The 19,281-nt window shown below is 70.1% G+C and carries 16 protein-coding genes; 11 read left to right on the forward strand and 5 right to left on the reverse strand.

Annotated elements, in window-relative coordinates:
- From FREUN1FDRAFT_RS46310 to purM, 3 genes are all read left to right on the forward strand, one after another.
- Nucleotides 1-552 (forward strand): sterol carrier family protein (locus tag FREUN1FDRAFT_RS46310; RefSeq protein WP_035951682.1); only part of this gene is annotated, 552 nt, incomplete at its 5' end.
- 375 nt (nucleotides 553-927) lie between these two features.
- A complete protein-coding gene (purF, locus tag FREUN1FDRAFT_RS15005; protein WP_006540945.1) occupies nucleotides 928-2,664 on the forward strand; it encodes an amidophosphoribosyltransferase in 1,737 nt (578 codons plus the stop codon).
- Nucleotides 2,661-3,788 carry a phosphoribosylformylglycinamidine cyclo-ligase gene (purM, locus tag FREUN1FDRAFT_RS15010; protein WP_006540946.1) on the forward strand — a complete coding sequence of 376 codons (1,128 nt, stop codon included), beginning with the start codon at nucleotides 2,661-2,663 and terminating at the stop codon, nucleotides 3,786-3,788. Before purF ends, purM begins: the two co-directional genes overlap by 4 nt.
- 558 nt (nucleotides 3,789-4,346) lie before the next feature.
- Here purM and FREUN1FDRAFT_RS15015 read toward each other — a convergent pair.
- Both FREUN1FDRAFT_RS15015 and FREUN1FDRAFT_RS15020 read right to left on the reverse strand, forming a co-directional pair.
- On the reverse strand, nucleotides 4,347-4,541 hold the full coding sequence (locus FREUN1FDRAFT_RS15015) for a DUF3073 domain-containing protein (protein ID WP_006540947.1): 195 nt from the start codon (nucleotides 4,539-4,541) through the stop codon (nucleotides 4,347-4,349).
- 371 nt (nucleotides 4,542-4,912) lie between these two features.
- Entirely contained in the window at nucleotides 4,913-6,040 is a 1,128-nt protein-coding gene (locus FREUN1FDRAFT_RS15020) for a Glu/Leu/Phe/Val dehydrogenase (RefSeq protein ID WP_006540948.1), read from the reverse strand.
- Nucleotides 6,041-6,420: 380 nt separating this feature from the next.
- Here FREUN1FDRAFT_RS15020 and FREUN1FDRAFT_RS15025 point away from each other — a divergent pair, with 380 nt between their 5' ends.
- The 3 genes from FREUN1FDRAFT_RS15025 to FREUN1FDRAFT_RS15035 all read left to right on the forward strand — a co-directional run bounded on the left by FREUN1FDRAFT_RS15025 (nucleotide 6,421) and on the right by FREUN1FDRAFT_RS15035 (nucleotide 9,719).
- Entirely contained in the window at nucleotides 6,421-7,257 is an 837-nt protein-coding gene (locus FREUN1FDRAFT_RS15025; RefSeq protein ID WP_006540949.1) for a hypothetical protein, read from the forward strand.
- Nucleotides 7,258-7,409: 152 nt separating this feature from the next.
- Nucleotides 7,410-7,616 carry a developmental transcriptional regulator BldC gene (bldC, locus tag FREUN1FDRAFT_RS15030; RefSeq protein ID WP_006540950.1) on the forward strand — a complete coding sequence of 69 codons (207 nt, stop codon included), beginning with the start codon at nucleotides 7,410-7,412 and terminating at the stop codon, nucleotides 7,614-7,616.
- Nucleotides 7,617-7,907: 291 nt separating this feature from the next.
- Nucleotides 7,908-9,719 carry a carboxylesterase/lipase family protein gene (locus FREUN1FDRAFT_RS15035; protein WP_006540951.1) on the forward strand — a complete coding sequence of 604 codons (1,812 nt, stop codon included), beginning with the start codon at nucleotides 7,908-7,910 and terminating at the stop codon, nucleotides 9,717-9,719.
- Between the two features lie 29 nt (nucleotides 9,720-9,748).
- On the opposite strand, the gene FREUN1FDRAFT_RS15040 is transcribed toward FREUN1FDRAFT_RS15035, so the two are convergent.
- Together FREUN1FDRAFT_RS15040 and FREUN1FDRAFT_RS15045 are read right to left on the reverse strand one after the other, a co-directional pair.
- Nucleotides 9,749-10,174, reverse strand: a complete 426-nt coding sequence (locus FREUN1FDRAFT_RS15040) for a VOC family protein (RefSeq protein ID WP_006540952.1) — start codon at nucleotides 10,172-10,174, stop codon at nucleotides 9,749-9,751.
- Nucleotides 10,175-10,205: 31 nt separating this feature from the next.
- Complete coding sequence (locus FREUN1FDRAFT_RS15045; RefSeq protein WP_006540953.1) at nucleotides 10,206-11,255, reverse strand: helix-turn-helix domain-containing protein; 1,050 nt, start codon at nucleotides 11,253-11,255, stop codon at nucleotides 10,206-10,208.
- Between the two features lie 60 nt (nucleotides 11,256-11,315).
- Here FREUN1FDRAFT_RS15045 and FREUN1FDRAFT_RS15050 point away from each other — a divergent pair, with 60 nt between their 5' ends.
- Nucleotides 11,316-12,470 carry an acyl-CoA dehydrogenase family protein gene (locus tag FREUN1FDRAFT_RS15050; RefSeq protein WP_006540954.1) on the forward strand — a complete coding sequence of 385 codons (1,155 nt, stop codon included), beginning with the start codon at nucleotides 11,316-11,318 and terminating at the stop codon, nucleotides 12,468-12,470.
- A gap of 228 nt (nucleotides 12,471-12,698) precedes the next feature.
- Here FREUN1FDRAFT_RS15050 and FREUN1FDRAFT_RS15055 read toward each other — a convergent pair whose 3' ends face one another.
- Nucleotides 12,699-13,640, reverse strand: a complete 942-nt coding sequence (locus FREUN1FDRAFT_RS15055) for a hypothetical protein (RefSeq protein WP_157474799.1) — start codon at nucleotides 13,638-13,640, stop codon at nucleotides 12,699-12,701.
- Between the two features lie 1,096 nt (nucleotides 13,641-14,736).
- Between FREUN1FDRAFT_RS15055 and FREUN1FDRAFT_RS15060 the strand changes: the two genes are divergently transcribed.
- From FREUN1FDRAFT_RS15060 to FREUN1FDRAFT_RS15075, 4 genes are all read left to right on the forward strand, one after another.
- Nucleotides 14,737-15,885 carry a thiolase family protein gene (locus FREUN1FDRAFT_RS15060; RefSeq protein ID WP_006540956.1) on the forward strand — a complete coding sequence of 383 codons (1,149 nt, stop codon included), beginning with the start codon at nucleotides 14,737-14,739 and terminating at the stop codon, nucleotides 15,883-15,885.
- A 50-nt stretch (nucleotides 15,886-15,935) separates the two neighbouring features.
- The gene (gene bluB / locus FREUN1FDRAFT_RS15065; RefSeq protein WP_006540957.1) at nucleotides 15,936-16,667 is read left to right on the forward strand and encodes a 5,6-dimethylbenzimidazole synthase; all 732 of its coding nucleotides are present in this window, start codon (nucleotides 15,936-15,938) and stop codon (nucleotides 16,665-16,667) included.
- Nucleotides 16,668-17,209: 542 nt separating this feature from the next.
- Entirely contained in the window at nucleotides 17,210-17,551 is a 342-nt protein-coding gene (locus FREUN1FDRAFT_RS15070) for a 4Fe-4S binding protein (protein WP_006540958.1), read from the forward strand.
- Nucleotides 17,552-17,949: 398 nt separating this feature from the next.
- Nucleotides 17,950-19,236: a TIR domain-containing protein gene (locus tag FREUN1FDRAFT_RS15075; protein WP_006540959.1), complete on the forward strand. Its 1,287-nt coding sequence runs from the start codon at nucleotides 17,950-17,952 to the stop codon at nucleotides 19,234-19,236.
- Nucleotides 19,237-19,281 lie beyond the last annotated feature (45 nt).

The raw sequence follows: 19,281 nt of genomic DNA on the forward strand, positions 1-19,281 counted from the left end.
CTGCCTGCGGCGGCCCCCGAAGCCGCGGCGCCCGCGGCGCCCGCTTCGGGCCAGAGCCGGCCGCAGGCGATGGTGCGGGCCGCTGTGTCGGCCGCCACCGCTGATCTGGCCGCGTTGCGCCTGGATCAGCCCGACGCCCCGGATCAGCTTGTGAGCCGCGGCGTTCCCACTCCGGGCGGGCGGGCGGACCTGATCCCGTTCCTGACCGATGCCGTTGCCGAGGCGGTCCTGCACGGCCTGGATCTCGGTGCCCCGCCGGTGCGTTCCGCACTCAGGGTGACCGTGCGGATGTTCACGACCAGTCTCACCGAGCGTGCCCCCGGGCGTTCGGTGGAGCTGCGGGTGCCGCCCTTCGCCGCGGTGCAGATCGTCGAGGGCCCCCGGCACACCCGCGGCACGCCACCGAACGTCGTCGAGGCCGAGCCGGTGGCCTTTGTCATGGTCGCGACGGGCCGGCTCGACTGGGAGACGGCGGTGGCGGACGGCCGGGTCCGGGCAAGCGGCGAACGGGCCGATCTCCGCTCTCTGCTACCGCTGCCCAGCTGGCGGTGAGTGCGGGCGTGGCCGCCGACGCGGCCTGTTTCCCACCGCCACCCGGCGATTCACGGCTTGTGGCGCCGGTCGGCCCGTGCTGCGTGATATAGCGAGCCGACGGTGTCCTATGCGGTGTTTGTGGTGTTTCCGCTGTGATTTCACTGGCGCTGGGGTGGTGAGATCCGGCTCGGCCGGCTGATCGGCGTCGCCGCTGCTAGCGTGGTTATGTGGGGAGTCGAGGCCGGGCGTGAACGTCGGGTGGTCCGAGGTGCTTCTCGTGGCTGTCCGTTGATGTGAGCGTTGTCATGTGCGTCCGGGGAATGGCCATATCCACCCTGAACCCGATCCGATTCTCCCGACATCTCGGTCACCCTGACCTCTCTAGGAGACCTGGTGCCACACGTCGCAGGCAGCGACGACTCCGCGAACAGCCGGGAGTCGACCTCCGCTCGTCCACCGGAACACCACAACGGCCCCGGCCGTGACGGGTCCGCTCGCGGCGACCTGGCTGGGAGTGACCTCCTCGACGACGATCCGGGCCCTCGGGACGCCTGCGGGGTGTTCGGCGTCTGGGCGCCCGGCGAGGACGTGGCGAACCTCACTTATTACGGGCTTTACGCGCTACAGCACCGAGGTCAGGAAGCTGCCGGGATTGCGGTCGGTGACGGTCGCACCGTGGTGGTCTTCAAGGAGCTGGGTCTGGTCGCCCAGGTCTTCGACGAGATCACGCTGTCGAGCCTTTCCGGGCATGTCGCCGTCGGTCACACCCGGTATTCCACAACCGGCTCGTCCACCTGGGAAAACGCCCAGCCGTCGTACCGGACGGCCACGTTTGGCGGGCCGATCGCACTCGGTCACAACGGCAATCTGACGAATATCGTCGAGCTCGCCTCGGTGCTTGGGGAACGGGAGCGCGGCCTCGGGGCCACCACAGACTCCGACCTGATCACCGCGATGCTCGCGGCCCACCCGGGGCCGACCCTCGCCGAGGCCGCGATGGACGTCCTGCCGCAGCTGAAGGGCGCGTTCTCCCTCGCCTTCTCGGACGCGTCGACGCTGTATGCCGCCCGTGATCCCCACGGCATCCATCCGCTGGTGCTGGGGCAGCTCGACGGCCGACCGGACGGCGCGTGGATCGTCGCGAGCGAGACCGCGGCCCTCGACATCGTGGGCGCCACCTTCGTCCGCGAGATCGAGCCGGGGGAACTGCTCGTCATCGACGCGAACGGCCCGCGCTCGCTGCGGTTCGCCGAGGCGGACCGGCATGTGTGCCTGTTCGAGTATGTCTACCTCGCCCGGCCCGACACGACGATCGGCGGCCGGTCGGTGCACGCCACCCGGGTCGAGGTGGGGCGGCGGCTGGCGCTGGAGGCTCCCGCCGAGGCGGACCTGGTGATCCCGGTGCCGCAGTCCGGCGTGCCGGCCGCGGTCGGTTTCGCCGAGGCCTCCGGCATCCCGTTCGGTGAGGGCCTGGTCAAGAACTCCTACGTCGGCCGGACGTTCATCCAGCCGTCGCAGACCATCCGGCAGCGGGGCATCCGGCTCAAGCTGAACCCGCTGCGGGACGTCATCGAGGGGCGCCGCCTGGTCGTCGTGGACGACTCGATCGTCCGCGGCAACACCCAGCGGGCCCTGATCCGGATGCTGCGCGAGGCCGGAGCGACCGAGGTGCACGTGCGCATCTCCTCGCCGCCGGTGCGGTGGCCCTGCTTCTACGGCATCGACTTCGCCACCCGTTCCGAGCTGATCGCCAGCGGCAGCGGTGTCGAGGAGATCAGGCAGTCGCTCGGTGCCGACTCGCTGGCGTACGTCTCCCTCGACGAGCTGATCGAGGCCGCCGAGCAGCCCGCTGACTCGCTGTGCCGGGCCTGCTTCGACGGGATCTACCCGGTACCGCTGACGGACGCCGACAAGCTGGGCAAGTACCGCCTGGAGTCGTTCGGCCCGCAGACGACGGAAGAGGTCATCGCCCAGGCGGTGCAGGCCCGGGTGACGCTGGGGATGAACGGCGCCGACCCGTCGCCGGACAACCACGACGCCGACCTCGAGGCCGATCTTGACGCCGACCTCGGGGCCGACATCGCCGCCGTTCCGCTCGTGCCGACCCGAACCACCGGAGGTTCGCTTTGACGAACGGCGCAGGTTCGCCGAACGGGCGTTCGGTCTCGTACCGGGACGCCGGGGTGGATGTCGAGGCCGGCGACCGGGCCGTCGCGCTCATGCGCCAGCACGTCGCCCGGGCCACCCGACCCGAGGTGGTCGGCTCGCTCGGCGGGTTCGCCGGCCTGTTCGCGCTGGACGTGGCCCGCTATCGCCGCCCGCTGCTGGCGTCGTCGACGGACGGGGTCGGGACGAAGATCGCGGTCGCCAGGGCGCTGGACGTCCACGACACGGTGGGCATCGACCTGGTCGCGATGGTGGTCGACGATCTCGTCGTCTGCGGCGCCGAGCCGCTGTTCCTGTTGGACTACATCGCCTGCGGCTCCCTTGAGCCGGGGCGGATCGCCTCGATCGTCTCCGGTATCGCCACCGGCTGCGAGCAGGCGGGGTGTGCGCTCGTCGGCGGGGAGACCGCCGAGCACCCCGGGCTCATGGGAATCGACGACTACGACCTGGCCGCGACGGGGGTCGGGGTAGTCGAGGCCGACGCCGTGCTCGGGCCGGAGCTGGTCCGGCCGGGGGACGTGGTGGTCGCGATGGCGTCATCCGGTCTCCACTCCAACGGCTTCTCGCTGGTACGGCACATCCTGTTCGGTCCGGCCGATCCTGACCAGCCCGCAGGCGTCTCCGAAGCGGGGAGGGCGGCTCTGGCCGGGTACGAGCAGGCGCTGGGCACCACTCTCGGGCAGGCGCTGCTGACCCCGACCCGCATCTATGCCCGGGACTGTCTCGCCGTGATCGAGGCGGCCGAGGTCCATGCCTTCGCCCACATCACCGGCGGTGGCCTCGCGGCGAACCTGGCCAGGGTCATCCCGGCCGGAGCGGTGGCCACCGTGGAACGGTCCACCTGGGCTCCGCCGGCTCTGTTCGGCATCCTCGCCGAGCGCGGGGGCGTTGGCGAAGCCGATATGGAAGCCACGTTCAACCAGGGCGTCGGCATGGTTGCGATCGTTGCCGCCGCGGATGCGGACACCGTGGTGCGAACGCTGGAGGAGCGTGGCGTCCACGCCTGGATCGCCGGGCAGATCGAGGCGCTGCCCGAAGGGGGAGAGCAGGACGCCGGCGTGGCCCGCCTCGTCGGCGCGCATCGCTGACGCCGTCGGTGGTGGTGCCGTTGACGGGGGCGCCGTCGGTGGCGGTGGTGCCGGGGCGCCGCGGCTGGGAGACCTGGCACTGACAGGTGGCCCGGCGCCGGTGCCCCGGGCGCCGTGCGACCGGGGCGGGCCTGCCACCAGCCGCCCTGCCATTGGCGGCCTGGTCACAAGTTGCGATGTCACAAGCTGCTGCCTCGTTGCGAGCTGCCCGGCTGGTCGACGCGCGTGGACGGGCCTGAAGCGGTACCCGTGACCCGCGGTCAATGGACGGCCGCCGGCCATGAACGGCCACGGCGCATCGCCGTGGCGATCCTCCCTGGCCGGGATGACGCTGCCCGTCGGGAACCTGGAAGACGGCGCCGAAGCGCGCGGCACCGGCGGCTCTGCCCAACCTCAGTTCGGCGCCCGGTGTGCCCGCGCAAGGCGGGCGTACCGGACACGATCTGATGCCGATGCCCATGGCTACCTGAGGCCAGGTGGCCATGCCCTGCCCTTCCAGAGCTTCCTGGACGAGCGGCATCGGCAGGGGCGACCCCGGAGTCAGGGGGACGAGCGGTGCTAGCGCTCGTCCTCATCGTCCAGGTAAGAGTCGTAACCGTAGTCGTCATCCGAGTACGGTTCGTCGCTCTCGGTCTCCCGCGAGGTACCCGCGCCCAGATCCGCCTTCAATCGGTCGAGATCCATTGTGGGCGAGTTGTACTTGAGCTCGCGGGCGACTTTCGTCTGCTTGGCCTTCGCTCGGCCGCGCCCCATGGCTCGACCCCCTCGAACATGACGACGGGGACCCGCCCCGGTGCTCTCACTGTCTCGTGCTTCCCGAGACTACAGGGATCGCAGCCTACTCGGCACGCCAACCCGACAGTTACCTGTCGACGGACAGCGTCTGGGAGATCATCGGCGCCCCTCCGGCGGTCCCCGGACCTCCCTGACAGCGGGCACGCGGGCCCGCTGCGGTGCTGGTAGGGGGTCTGTTTGATGTGGTCATCATCACGATTTCCCGCCCGTGGTGGCGTGTTCGGTGACAGGTGCTGCCATGACCGGCGAGCGCGGAACGCTTCGGCGTGGCGCGCACCACGGTGCCGGGGTCGGACGCGGCCGACCGCCCAGAGCGCGCCGGCCGCCGCTCAGGCGCGCTGGTCGGGGAGCAGGATGCCGCGCAGCCGGCCGATGTCGGCCATCCGCCTCTGGGCGAACCGGCCCGCGGCCACGGCCGGGGTGACCGCCTCGGCCGCGGCGAGGTCGAGGACGTCGCTGGTCGTGTCGAAGATCCGCGCGGCCCTGGCCCTGGCCCGTTCGGGGGAGTACCCCTCGATCTCGTCGGCGACCTGGATCAGGCCGCCGGCGTTGACCACGAAGTCGGGCGCGTAGAGCACGCCCGCGTCGGCGAGGACCTTGTCGACACCCGCGTCCGCGAGCTGGTTGTTGGCGCCGCCGCAGATGATCTCCGTCCGCAGCTGGGGCACCAGGGGAGTCGTGATGACGCCGCCCAGCGCGCAGGGCGCGTACACGTCGACCTCCATCCGGATCAGCTCGTCGGGGTCGGCCACCGCCAGGACCTCGTCGTGGCGCTCCTGTACGCGCCGCACGGCGGCCGGATCGATGTCACTGACCAGAACGGTCGCGCCGTCGGCCAACAGGTGCTCCACGAGGCGCTGGCCGACCTTGCCGACTCCGCTGACGGCGACGCGGCGGCCGGCCAGGGACGGCGTCCCCCATCTGTGCCGGGCGCAGGCACGCATGCCCTCGAAGACGCCGTAGGCGGTCAGGACCCCCGAGTCACCCGAGCCGCCGTGGACGGGGGAACGCCCGGTGACCCAGTGGGTCTCCCGCGCCACCACGTCCATGTCCTCGACGTAGGTGCCGACGTCGCAGGCGGTGATGTAACGCCCGCCGAGGGAGGCGACGAAGCGCCCGTAGGCACGCAGCAGCGCCTCGGTCTTGTCCCGGGTCGGGTCGCCGAGGATGACCGCCTTGCCGCCGCCGAGGTCCAGGCCCGCGCAGGCGGCCTTGTAGGCCATCGCGCGGGAGAGCGCGAGCGCGTCGGTGAGCGCGGACGCCTCGTCCGGGTAGGCGTGGAACCGGGTGCCGCCCAGCGCCGGGCCGAGCGCGGTCGAGTAGACGGCGATGATCGCGCGCAGGCCGCTGGCCTGGTCGGAGCAGAACACCACCTGCTCGTGCTCGGCCGCGACGTCGAACACCGACGAGGCGACGGTGGACGTGCCGACGTCCAGCCCGCTCGGATCTGATGACATGCCTGAGCCCTCCTGGTCCGGACGCTCCACGGGCCGGGCTCCACAGGCCGCCGCTCCACGGGCCGGGCCCATGGGCCTTCCCGAGGGCCGCGGACCGCCACCGGCCGCTTCCGGTGAACACTACGGGGCCGCCCGCCTCGGCTCCCGCCGTGCGCGCGGTGCTGTGCGCGGTGCGCGCGGTGCTGTGCGCGGTGCGCGCGGTGCGCGCGCGGGGACGGACGTGCGCGGGGACCGAGATGCCGGACCTCTCATCGCCGTCGGGCCCGTGACCGCCGCGGTCCGTGTCAGGATCGGAGGCATGCCAGCATCCAGGGGCATGTCCGCACCCGGCCGGGTAGCCGCCATGCCGGTAGCCGCCTCCTCGGGCACCGGGATCTAGGGTGCCTGTCGTCTCGCCCGCCGCGTACCTGCGGATCTACGAGCCGCTGGCGGCCTTCCCGCCGCCGGACCGGGTCCGGTGGCAGCGCTATGCCGCCTCCGCCTCCGGTCCTCCCTCCTCGCGGGCCGGCGCCCGGCGCGAACGGGTGGTGGCGCTGGTCGCGACCGTGCGCCCGTCGCTGGACGTCGCCGACGAGTCCGCGTTCATCCAGTGGGTGGACGGGCTGATGTTCGTGTGCCCGTGGTCGACCCAGCTTCGGGTGTGGCAGGCCGCGAAGGAGTTCCGCGGCCTGATGCCGGAACGGGTCGCCGAGGCGTTCCTGCCACGGCGGCTGGTCGATCCGGCCGAGACCGAGCTCGATCGATGGAAGGCACGCCGCCCCGAGATCAAGCTCCATGTGCAGAGCTGCACCTGGATGGTCCCGCCGACCTGGTTCGTGCTGTTCGACCCGACCGAGCGTTCGCTGATCACCGGTGACCGGTCGGACCGCTCGATGGTCTACCGGACCACGATGAGCCTCGCCCGCCGCCGGGTCGGTCGTGCGGTGGAGGCCCTGGAGACGCTCCGCTCGGACAACGCGAACGCCCCGGCGATCGAGGGAGTCGCCGAGCTGGCCCGTTGGCTGGGGTCCTTCCATCCGCAGAGCAGGGTCGAACTGGACTACGACGGACTAGTTGACCTGCTGGACGATGACATGCTCAGGAGCGACAGCTCGGTCGAGGACATCGTCGAGGCGGTCAGTGCGTTACGCCGAGGGCGAACAGACCTTGCGGTCGAGGCGTACGAACGAGTGCTGATCAGGTGGAGACCCCTGCAGTCACGGGAATCCGCCAGTTGATCGGAGCCTCCTGTTAGCGCAGCGTTGCCCTCCGCTTCGGACGAGCTGTGACTAGTCAGCAGATGGTCCTGACGTGCCATGTCCGAAATGCCCCCGAAGGATGCACGATCTGTATGGGACGGAGCGACGCTCTGTGACGGGAGGCCAACGCAATGACGACGAGAACGCCGGATGCCGAGCCGCTGCTGACACCCGCCGAGGTAGCCACGATGTTTCGGGTGGACCCGAAGACCGTGACCAGGTGGGCGAAGGCCGGAAAGCTGACCTCGATCCGGACTCTGGGCGGTCACCGCCGGTACCGCGAGGCGGAGGTGCGCGCCCTGCTGAAGGGAGTTCCGAGCATCGGAAGTGACATCTGAGCGCGCCACGATGCCGGCGCTGATGGAGGCGTCCTGGTAGATCCAGGCGTTCGGTGGTCGCCCGGTCGAGCTCTCGAACACAGGACCGGACCCGCCACCTGAGCGGACGTCCCATAACGGTGAATTCTCCACCGCTCCGGGAGGGCGGTGGCGATTCGCATTGTCGAAACCGACGGATGGCAGCCCTGTCATCCGTCGGTTTCGTACGTTTCTCAGCGGGCAAAGCCGCATATACCGTGTCGCACGTTAGTGATCTTGCGTTCGACGTCTGTGCCGGTGAGGCTGTCCGTCATGACGGGGGGATCGAACGCGTCGTGCGCGCCGGACCAGGCGCGCCGGCGGTCGCGGCCGGTCCGCACCCGCTGGCTGCCCCTGCCGCACCGCCTGCGCTCGCTGCCGGTCCTGGTGCTGGTCGCGTTCGTCGCGCTGCTCTGCCCAGCCTGCGGTGACGGTTCCCAGGAGCACACCGTGCCGGGAACGGAACGCGGCGGTGCGGGTTCGAGCTCCGCGCCGGTCGTCGTCACGACCACGGGCGGCCGGGTGCGCGGAGTCCACGACGGCCACGTCGTCTCCTTCTTCGACCTGCCCTATGCGGCCGCGCCGGTGGGCGACCTGCGGTGGCGGGCGCCCGCCGCGCCGCAGCCCTGGCAGGGCACCCGGGACGGGTCGGTGCGCGGCCATCCCTGCCCGCAGTCCGGCGAGCTGGCCGTCGGCGGTGCCGCCGAGGACTGCCTGTTCGTGAACGTGACCACCACGGCCGCCGCCGTGGCGCGGGCACAGCAGACAGCTCAGCGGACCTCTGGCTCGAGCGGGACCTCCGAGGCCGGTGCGGGCCGGCCGGTACTCGTGTGGATCCACGGCGGTGGCTTCACGACCGGCACCGCGAACCAACTGGACACCTCGGCGCTCGCGGCGGCCGGCCCGGCGGTGATCGTCAGCGTGAACTACCGTCTCGGCGCGCTCGGGCAGCTCGCGCTGCCGGCGTTGAACATCGAGTCCGGCGGTGACGCGGGCTCCTACGCCGTGGCGGACCTCATCGCCGCGCTGCGCTGGGTCCGGGACAACGCCGCCGCCTTCGGCGGTGACCCGGGCAATGTGACGATCTTCGGAGAGTCGGCCGGTTCGGTGAACGCCTGCACGCTGCTGGCCGCACCGTCCGCGCGCGGCCTGTTCCAACACGCTCTGTTGCAGAGCGGACCCTGCCTGTGGCCGCTGCCGACCATGGCCACCGCGGAGCGGACCGGCGCGGAGTTCGCCGCCCAGGCGGGCTGTACCGACGCCGCCACCGTCCTGAGCTGCCTGCGGGCCGTCCCCGTCGACCGGCTGATGGCCGCCGGTGGGCAGGCCGACGTCCTGACCGACCCGAGATGGGCACCCGTTACCGGAAGCCGCACGCTCCCCCACCCGCCCGAGCAGGCACTCGCGGGCGGAGCGGCGGCCCGGGTACCGGTCCTGCTCGGGACCGTGCGGGACGAGGGGCGTGCCTTCACGGTCAGCTACGACCCGGGCAAGAACCTCACCGCCGAGCGGTACGCCGAGATCATCCGTCAGCAGCTGCCGGACCGGGCGGACGCCGTGCTCGCGACGTACCCGGCCGGCGCTGTTTCGGCCCGGGAACGCCTGGCCCAGGTGATGACCGACCGGTCGTTCGCCTGCCCGACCGCCCGCACGGCGGATCTGCTGGTCGGGTCGGGCTCCCGGGCGTTCCTGTACGAGTTCGACGTCCCCGGCCTCGCCCCGTTCCTGAGTGACAACGGCACCGGCGCCACTCATTCCGGTGAGATGACCTATCTGTTCCCAGACCGCGCGTCATCGTCGACGTCGACGTCGACGTCGACGTCGACGACGGCGGCTGAACGCGAGCTGTCCGCGGCGATGCTCACCTACTGGACGCGCTTCGCCGCCACCGGTGATCCGAACGTGGCCTCCCGGGCCGGTTCGTCCGGCGGCCAGGGCACGGGTGCCATCCGGACGCTACCGACCTGGCCCGCCTGGCCCGTACCGCGAACGGCGACGACCCCGGACCGCCTGGTGCTGGAACCAGGCACGATTGAGGCCCGCTCCGGCTACGAGGCCGAGCACCACTGCGACTTCTGGAGGTAGGGCGCGGGACGGTCAGGCTCTGCGGGAAGTCAGGCCTTGCGGGCGGCGCCGCGGTAGGTCCCGAAGGACCACAGGTTGCCTTCGGGATCGCGGGCGGCGAAGTCGCGCGATCCGTAGTCGGTGTCGTGCGGCTCGGCGGTGATCCGCGCACCCGCGGCCCGAGCCCGCTCACACAGGGTGTCCGGGTCCGAGGTGACCACATAGGCGCCGAACGTTCCCGGCGGCAGGGCGAACGTGTCGGCGCCGTCGCGGATCGAGCCGAGCATGATCCCGCCACCCTCCGGCCAGGCGAGCTCGGCGTGGTCGATGCGGCCGTCGGCCCCGTCGGGGCCGTAGCAGACGACCTCCTCGAAACCGAATGCCGCGGCGAGAAAGTCGATCAGCGCCCGGGCGTCACGGGCGCGCAGGCAGGGCCAGACCTGGGGAGACGGCGCGGTGTCGCGGGTGTCGCTCATGTCCGTGGGATGTCCTTCCGTGTGGTGATGGTCAGCCGGTTCCGGTCCCGGTTCCGGTCCCGGTTCCGGTCCCGGTCCCGGGACTGGACGGGCCGGGCCCGTCCAAGGATTCGTCGAACCCGTAGCCGTCGGCTTGGACGTTTCGGAACTCCGCGGCGAGCCATCCGCTCGGCGAGCACCCGGTGAGGGCACGGAAGTCGCGAGCGAGATGTGCCTGGTCGAAATAGCCGCACTCGGCGGCCAGATCCGCGAGCCGCCAGCGACGGTCCCGGCTGACGAGCAGCCTTCTGGCCCGGTCGAACCTGATCACCCGAGCGGCGGCCTTCGGGGCGAGGCCGAGCTCGACGCGGAAGCGGTCGCTCAGATGCCGGGTGCTCCAGCCGACCTCGGCGGCGATCACCGCGATCGGGACATTGCCGTGACCCCGCCGAAGCAGGTTCCAGGCGTGGCGCAGCTCGGCAGGCACCTCCCGCTCGATCTGCCCGACCCGTCCGACGTCTCCGAACCGTCCGGCGCGTGGTCGGTCGGCCCGCACGAGGCCGGTGAGCTCCTGGTCGAGAACGGCGAACCGCTCGGGCCATCCGCGGGCCTCCCGCAGACGATCCGACATCCGGCGGCCGGCGCCGCCGAGAACGGCATCAGCTGGAAGGTCGAGCGCGGCCAGCTCGCCGGCGGGCAGCCCGAGCAGCGCCCGCGCGCCGAGGGGTCGCAGCGCGAGCTGGACGCCGGACTGGGCTCCCTGGTGGGTGATCAGCGCGGGCGCCGTGTGCAGTCCGCCGATCAGGGAGTCGAAGCTGCGCCGCCGCGCGCCGGCACCGGGCGGATCGAGCAGCACCAGCGGCTCGTCCAGCGTGAAGATCAGTGTCAGGGCCGGCGACGGCAGGCCGCGGTGCACCGCGGGGGGAAGCCCGCGCTGGCGGTAGCCGCTGTACCAGGCCACGTAGGGACGCAGGTTCGGTGCCGGGGCGACCCGGACATGCTCGTCGACCTGCTCCCCAGGCTCCCGCTCCCCAGGCTCCCGCTCGACCCGCTCCTGCGCCACCGCCTCAGTGTCGACGTCCGGTCGGCCCGGGACCGGCACATCTGTCGCATCGGTCGCGTGGCGGCGCGGCGCGGCGCGATGGTGCGAAAGACTTGCTGGATGGAGCTGTCGTCCGAAGAGCAGGCGATCGTCGCCACCGTTCGTGACTTCGTCGACCGCGAGGTGCGGCCGGTGGTGCGGGAGCTGGAGCACGCCAACACCTACCCCGAGCGGCTCATCGAGCAGATGAAGGAGCTCGGGGTGTTCGGCCTGGCGGTTCCCGAGCCGTACGGCTTCGGCAAGGTCTCCACACCCTGCTACGCGATGGTCACCGAGGAGCTCGCCCGCGGCTGGATGAGCCTGGCGGGGGCGATGGGCGGGCACAGCGTCGTCGCCAAGCTGATCTCGACGTTCGGCACCGACGAGCAGAAGGAGCGCTACCTGCCGTCGATGGCGACCGGGGCGCTGCGGGCGACCATGGCGCTCACCGAGCCCGGCGGTGGCTCCGACCTGCAGGCGATGCGGACCGTCGCGCGGGCCGACGGCGACGGCTACCTGATCAACGGCTCGAAGACCTGGATCACCAACGCGCGCCGGTCCGGCCTCGTGGCACTGCTGTGCCGGACGGATCCCGCCGCAACCCCGGCGCACCGCGGGATGAGCATCCTGCTGGTCGAGCGGGTGGAGGGCTACACGGTGTCGCGGGACCTCCCCAAACTGGGCTACAAGGGCGTCGAGAGCTGCGAGCTGGTCTTCGACGATGCACGGGTGCCGGCGACCGCCCTGTTGGGCGGTGTCGAAGGGCGCGGGTTCACCCAGATGATGACCGGGCTGGAGATCGGGCGAATCCAGGTCGCCGCGCGGGCGACCGGCGTCGCGCGGGCCGCGTTCGACGACGCGCTGCGATACGCGCAGGAACGGGAGAGCTTCGGCCAGCCGATCTGGCGGCACCAGTCGATCGGCAACTACCTCGCCGACATGGGCACGAAGATCACCGCGGCCCGTCAGCTGCTCCTGTACGCGGCCCGCCGCCATGACAGCGGCGAACGCTGTGACATGGAGGCCGGCATGGCCAAGCTCTTCGCGTCCGAGACCGCGATGGAGGTGGCGCTGAACGCGGTGCGCATCCACGGCGGCTACGGCTATTCGACCGAGTTCGACGTCGAGCGGTACTTCCGGGACGCGCCTCTGATGATCGTCGGCGAGGGAACGAACGAGATCCAGCGCAACGTCATCGTCGGCCAGCTCATCCGGCGCGGCGGCCTCGACACCTGAGCGCGGGCCGGCACCTGTGCGCGGGCTACCGTGAAGGGATGTTGCCGCTGCCGCCGAGCAAGAAGTAAGGATTTTGGTTGCCAAAAAAACCGAAATCCTCACTTCTTGCGGATCATCAAGTGGCATTAGCCTAGATCGAGGCGCGGGCGGAAATGGGAACGGTCGCCGCTGCCAGTCCGAACCTGGGCTGCCAGGTTGAACCTAAACGCTCTGGGATGTCAAGAATCATCAGATCCTCGGACTCGGATTATTGGGATCCGGGGTCCAGCCGCGTTGGCGGAGCGCGAGCTTTACCTGCGCGGCCACGTGCTGGGGATTCTGGCGGAGCAACCACGTCGGGAATCTGAGCACGAGCCGGCCATCGAGGACGCCCAGGTTCTGCCGGGCGAGATCGTCCCACCACTGGCGGGATTCCTGATGGGCGGCACCGTCGATCTCCACCCAGACCCGCCACGGCTCGTACCAGACGTCGAGATACCGGCGGCCGCCGAGATCTACGGCCGCCTGCCGTTGCGCGGAAGGCAGGCCGTAGCGGCGCTCGATACGCCGGTAGACGATCTCCGCGACCGAGTGGGCGCCGTCGTCGAGATCGTCGAGCGTGGCACGGAGGAGTGCTCGTCGCCGCAGTGTCGTCCGCTGTTCCAGTTCCGGCCGGAGCTGTTCGACCGTCACGAGCCGCTGCCCGACGGCGCTTGCGAGCACGGCGCGGGCATCGTCAGCCCTCACCGCCCAGCTCGCCATGTCGACGACCGAACGTGGCAGACGGGTCCGCCGGGGCGCCCTGGTCGGATGGACGTCCTGTTCGCCGAGGTGGGCCGCTTGACGGATGGTGATGCCGGGCCTGGTGATGCGTCGCCGGTGCATCGGGACGAGCACGTGCACAGCGGCCGACGCATGGCCACGCAGACCGTCGAGCGCGGCGGCCGTCGCCCCGGCCAGCGCCGCGCCGGGGCCGGCGGCCAGCAGTGCGCACCACTCTCGCTGCCGTTCGGTCACGGGGCCGGAGTGGGTGATGGCCACGCCCGCGAACGGTCGTTGCCATCGGCCCGACGATACCCGCCAGCGCAGTTCGGCCCGGGTCATTCCACCGGCGAGTGCCGCTGCGACCGTGATGACACCATCCTGCTCCTCGGCAATCGTCTGCCACGGAGGCGGGGACGGTTCTGTCATCGTCGGTGACACCATTCCACGGTCGCTCAGAAATCTCTGTCGTGCGGACAATCCGAGAACCTGTGGAAAGCTGCCCTACACCGCAACCGGAGTTGTGGATAACCCTGCTTCGCCCTGCCCGTCGCTACCGCCGGACGGCGGGTGGCAAAATCCCGAGGAGCGGCGGATCCAGGCCACCGACTTCGCCCAGGTTCGACCTGGCAGCCCGTGTTCGAACCGGCAGCGGCGACCTCAGCCACGCCCGCCCTTCCGGTGATCTTGGTTGGCGCAATCCGTCGCCGGCTCCCAGGGCCCGAAGATCCTCGATTCGTCGGCTGCCGCCGCTGCTGCTGCCGAGCAAGAAGTGACGATTTTGGCTGCTAAAACAACCGAAATCTTCACTTCTTGCTGATTGTCAGAGGAGGCGGCGCCTGGTTTGCCCTATTGGTGTGAATTTCTTATGCTGTGCTGCGGTGAGGGATACCCGGTGGGTCGCCGTGCGGCGGGTTGCCGCGGATCCGCCGCTTCTCGGGGTTTGCGGCACGCCCTGGAGTGGCCGATATCCTCGGCTGTTCGGGCTGCGGATGCGGCGCCTGCTGCGCCTGTTCACGGCAGAGATTCGGTCATGCTCCTGCCTGAGAGCCAGCAGGACACCGAGCTTCCAAGGTGCCCGACGCTCGTGCTGCAGTTGCCTCCGGGCCTCCGGGCCTCCGGGCCTCCGGGCGTGCACGGGTGCAGGCTCGGGTGTAGGCGTGCTCGGGTGCAGGCGTGCTCGGGGTGTGCTCACACGGAGGTCCGAACGGTCCGAGAGAACCACGCGGGCGCGGGAGCCCGAGCTTTGCCGTGCGCCGTGATGTGCCTCTTGTCACCGTGAACGCCGGGACGGGCCGTGCAACCGGGACATCGGACGTCGAACTGTGGCACCGTTGGCATGCCGGCGGAACAGGTGGAACGGGCGGAATGCCGACAAGCCGATCGGCCGGCAAGCCGACACATCGATCGAACGATGGAACGATCAAGTTGATCAGTCGACCAACCGATCGTTCGACATGGCGCGGGCTCGGCGCCGATCGCCACGGGCGCGCCGACGCACCGGGACGAGAAAAGAGGGACGGCCGTGCGGGAAGCAGTGATCGTCGAGGCGGTGCGTACGCCGATTGGCAAGCGCAACGGTTCCCTGGCCGGCGTGCACCCGGTGGATCTTGCGGCGATGGTGCTCAACGAGCTGATCAGCCGGACCGGGATCGACCCCGTTCTCGTCGACGACGTCCAGTGGGGGTGCGTCACCCAGCTCGGTGACCAGTCCAGCAACGTCGGCCGGTACGCGGTGCTCGCGGCCGGGTGGCCCGAGTCCGTCCCCGCGGTGACGGTGAACCGGGCCTGTGGCTCCAGCCAGCAGGCGCTCGACCAGGCCGTGTTCGCCGTCATGGCCGGCCAGCAGGATCTGGTCGTGGCCGGCGGTGTCGAGTCGATGAGCCGGGTGCCGCTCGGTGCGTCCCGCCAGATGGGCGAGCCGTACGGGCCGGCGGCGAAGGCGCGTTACGACGGTTCGGACTTCAACCAGATCGTCGGCGCCGAGCGGATCGCCGAGCAGTGGGGCTTCACCCGCTGGCAGCTGGACGAGTACTCGTCGCTGAGCCACGAGCGGGCCGCCGCGGCGATCGACGCCGGCGCCTTCGAGCAGCAGACGTTCGCGGTTCCCACCGAGTCCGGGCCGTTCACCGTCGACGAGGGGCTGCGCCGCGGCACCACCCCGGAGAAGCTCGCCAAGCTCAAGCCGGTCGCGCGCGAGGACGGCCTGATCCACGCGGGCAACTCCTCGCAGATCTCCGACGGTGCGGCGGCCCTCCTGGTCACGACCCCCGAGCGGGCGCGTGAGCTGGGCCTTAAGCCGATCGTGCGCTACCACAGCGCCGCGGTCGCCGGCTCCGACCCGCTGCTGGTGCTCACCGGCCCGATTCCGGCGACGGAGAAGGTGCTGGCCCGCGCGGGCCTGTCGATCGGCGACATCGGCGCGTTCGAGGTCAACGAGGCCTTCGCCTCGGTTCCGCTCGCCTGGCTCGCCGAGACCGGCGCCGACCCGAAGCTGGTCAACCCGCTGGGCGGGGCCATCGCGGTCGGGCACCCGCTCGGCGGCTCGGGCGCGATCCTGATGACCCGGCTCGCTCACCACATGCGGGACAACGGCATCCGCTACGGCCTGCAGACGATGTGCGAGGGGGGCGGCACCGCCAACGCCGCGATCGTGGAGCTCGTCGCGAACTGAGCACACCCGCGGATCCCTGACCCGATTCGCCGGAGTGGAGCGCAACCGTTGTGATTTCGTCGTTTTCGATGTGGTCCGATCAGCCGTCGGATCCGTCGCCGGATCAGCCGTCGGCACTGGGTGGGCCGGGGCCTTCCTGCGCCCCGCCCGCTGTTCCGCCCGCTGCGGCCGGCCTCTATGAGGTCGTCCGGCAGCGGCGGGACGTCCGCGGGCAGTTCACCGGTGAGCCGATGCCGCCGGGCGCGCTGCACCGCATCCTCGGCGCGGCGCACAGCGCGCCCAGCGTGGGGCTCACCCAACCGTGGGATTTCATCCTGGTCGAGGACGAGGAGACCAGGGCTGCCATGCATGCGCACGTCAGCCAGGAGCGCGCGTGTTTCGCCGCGACGCTCACCGGCGACCGTGCGGAGCGGTTCGCGCCGATCAAGATCGACGGAGTCCTGGAATCGACGCTCTCCGTGGTCGTGACGTATGACCAGGACCGCGGGGCACCGGCGGTGCTCGGCCGCAACACGATCGCGGACGCCGGCCTGTACTCGGTGTGCCTGGCGATCGAGAACCTGTGGCTGGCCGCGACCGCGGAGGGCCTCGGGGTCGGCTGGGTTTCGTTCTATCGGGAGCAGTTCGTTCGCGACCTGCTCGGCATACCCGAGCGGGTGCGCCCGGTGGCCTGGCTGTGCGTCGGTCCTGTGAGCCACCTGGAGACCACACCCGACCTGGAACGGCACGGCTGGGCGGTCCGCCGTCCGCTGGATGTCGTGATCCGCCGCGAGCGCTGGTAGCCGCGCGGGGCGGGATCCTGGCGCCGGCCGGCTTCGACGAGGTCGGTGCCACAGTCGCATGAGCCGGAGCGTGGGCCACGCCTGAGACGGTGCGAGGGTCGCGCCGGACGGTGCGAGGGTCGCGCGGGCCGGTTCCGCGGGCCTGTCGGCACCGTCGCGGCACCCGATGCGGCACCCGTCGGCGTATTCACGCCGCCTTCCCAGGGCCGTTCGGGTACCGTGGCCACAGGCGGATCTTCCCGGTTGTCGCGCCCGGCCTAGCCGATTCAGGCGAGGATAACTTTATCCGAGCCGAGATCCGAAACTATTTCCCGCGGTCCGGGAAAAAGAAATCGTCTGAGTGGCACGGCCGTTTTTCTTCGTTACCCGCCGTTTACCGTGGGAAGCTTCGGTGTGACAAGCCCCCGCCAATAATCTATGCGGGTTCGCCGGAGTCGATCCCATTTCGGTCGGGGCGGCCGAGGTGTGTTGGCAGTGGGTCGCGGATCCGCCGCGGCCCCGCTTGCCGACGCATTGTGCGGCTGATTGGAGACGATTCTGTCATGCCATTTGTGATCACCTCCGCGTGCATCGACGTCAAGGATGGCGCCTGCCTCGACGGCGGATGCCCCGCCGACTGCATCTACACCGGCGGGCGCAAGATGTACATCAACCCCGACGAATGCACCGAGTGCGGGGCGTGCGCGCTGCGGTGTCCGGTTGGAGCGGCGATGCTCGACGAAATGGTGCCCGAGGAGGAGCAGGAGTTCATCAGAAGCGAGGAGCTCTTCTTCTCCGAGACCCTGCCCGGGCGCGACGAGCCGATCGGTGACGACCCGGGTGGCGCGGCCAAGGTCGGGAAGATCGACGCCGACTCGGAATTCGTCGCCAACTTCAAGAAGTGACCGGGCCGGGCAGCGGGAGGCCAGGCTGATCCACCGGAACCGCTGAGTGTCCGTTCCTGGGTCCGCAGCGTTCCGCTCGGGTGCGCTGCCCGCTGCCCTGCCCGCTGCCCGCCCTGCGACGCGACCACGTCGCTCCGGCCCACTGCACCCAACCGGCTCAGCCTGATTTGGCACGCTACCGCTGCTCGACTCAGCTCACCTATCCTGAGCTGGTGTTACCTGGTGAATTCTGATCGGCCGTCCTGGCGAGATCGCCTGTCGGATCGCCGGGTACCAAGGGCGATCTCCCGGTAGGGGAGACGCCGTGAGTCCTGGGGTGTGGGGCGTGGCCGGCAGTGTGCACCCAGAGAGACGCCCTGCCGGGGTCAGGGGACGCTCCGCATGGCATTCTTACGGCCATGGACGGTGCGTGGTCCCGGAACGGCGATGGCTCCCAGCACCCCGCGGGCGGTGCGCGTGGTGAAGGTGAGACCGGCGAGGCGGAGTGGGCCGAGTACGATTTCTTCGTCTCCTACCACGCCACCGATCGGCGTTGGGCGTCCTGGGTTGCCTGGATCCTGGAGGATGCGGGTTACCGTGTGGTCCTGCAAGCCTGGGACTTCACTCCCGGAATGCGGTGGGCCTCGTTCCTGGAAAAGGCCGTGAGGAGTTCTGAGCGCGTTATTTGCCTGCTGTCGGATGCCTACCTGGCCTGGGCCTACGCGAAGCAGCAGTGGGAAGACGCCTATGTTGCCGATCCAGACGGCTTCGAGCGAAAACTTTTACCGATAAGGGTGGCGGACTGTTCCCGCCCGGGGATGCTCAACAAAATTCAGGCCTTTGATCTTTTCGGGCTGGCGGACGAGCGTGAGGCTCGGGACATCCTGCTTCAGGAGGTCCGGAATGCCCTGAGCGGCCGGGCGAAGCCCGCGACGAAGCCACCGTTTCCGGGAGCAAGGGCGACAGATCCGGAGCAACCGGCCTGGACGTCCACGCCCGCATCGAAGCCGGGCGCCTCGCTGCTGCCGGGCGAGCCGTTGGCCACCATGCCGAACTACCCGGTGATACTGCGTGACGGCCGACGCATAGAGCTCGACCTGGAGCGCCTGCGGCAGGCCTGCGCGGAGGTGATCGAGGCCGGGAACATCCGGGCCGCGGTCGATCTCGTGTACCTGGCCGACCAGAACTATCACACCATCGAGACTTCGCCGGATACCAAGGCGCATGTTGTCGAGGTCAAGAAGAAGTTCCAGGCCGAGCTGTTGCAGCTTGATGTCTCGCATGTGCAGCGCAAAAATCTGATAGTACCTCTGGAGAACATGACCGAGGGTCTGGGTGCGATGTTCGCCGACCTTCCCATCGAATTCGTTCTGCATGACACCCGTGACCCACTCCACTCGGTCTGCGCGATCCGGAACCCCATCACGGGGCGGCGAAAGGGTTCACCGGCGAGCAATATCGCTCTTGAGCAAATCAGGGGAAAGGGGCGGTCGCTCCCTCCCGTCTACAAGGTCCGTCTCCCGGACGGAAGTCTGTTGAAATGTTCGACGATTTCTTTTCGTCACAGAGTCTTCGGCCTGATCGCTCTGCTCTGCGTCAACATCGACATCGAACGATTCCAGCCGCAGGCGCCAGGTGTCGCCAGCCTGCTGGAGGCGCTGACCAGAGTGTCCGGCGAACTTGTCGACGAGACTTTCTTCGACTAGGCCGCGGTTTTCGAGAGGCCTGTTGACCTGTTCGTCGCCCCGCTG

Origin of the sequence: Parafrankia sp. EUN1f, from assembly GCF_000177675.1 — a bacterium.
Classification (GTDB): Bacteria; Actinomycetota; Actinomycetes; order Frankiales; family Frankiaceae; genus Parafrankia.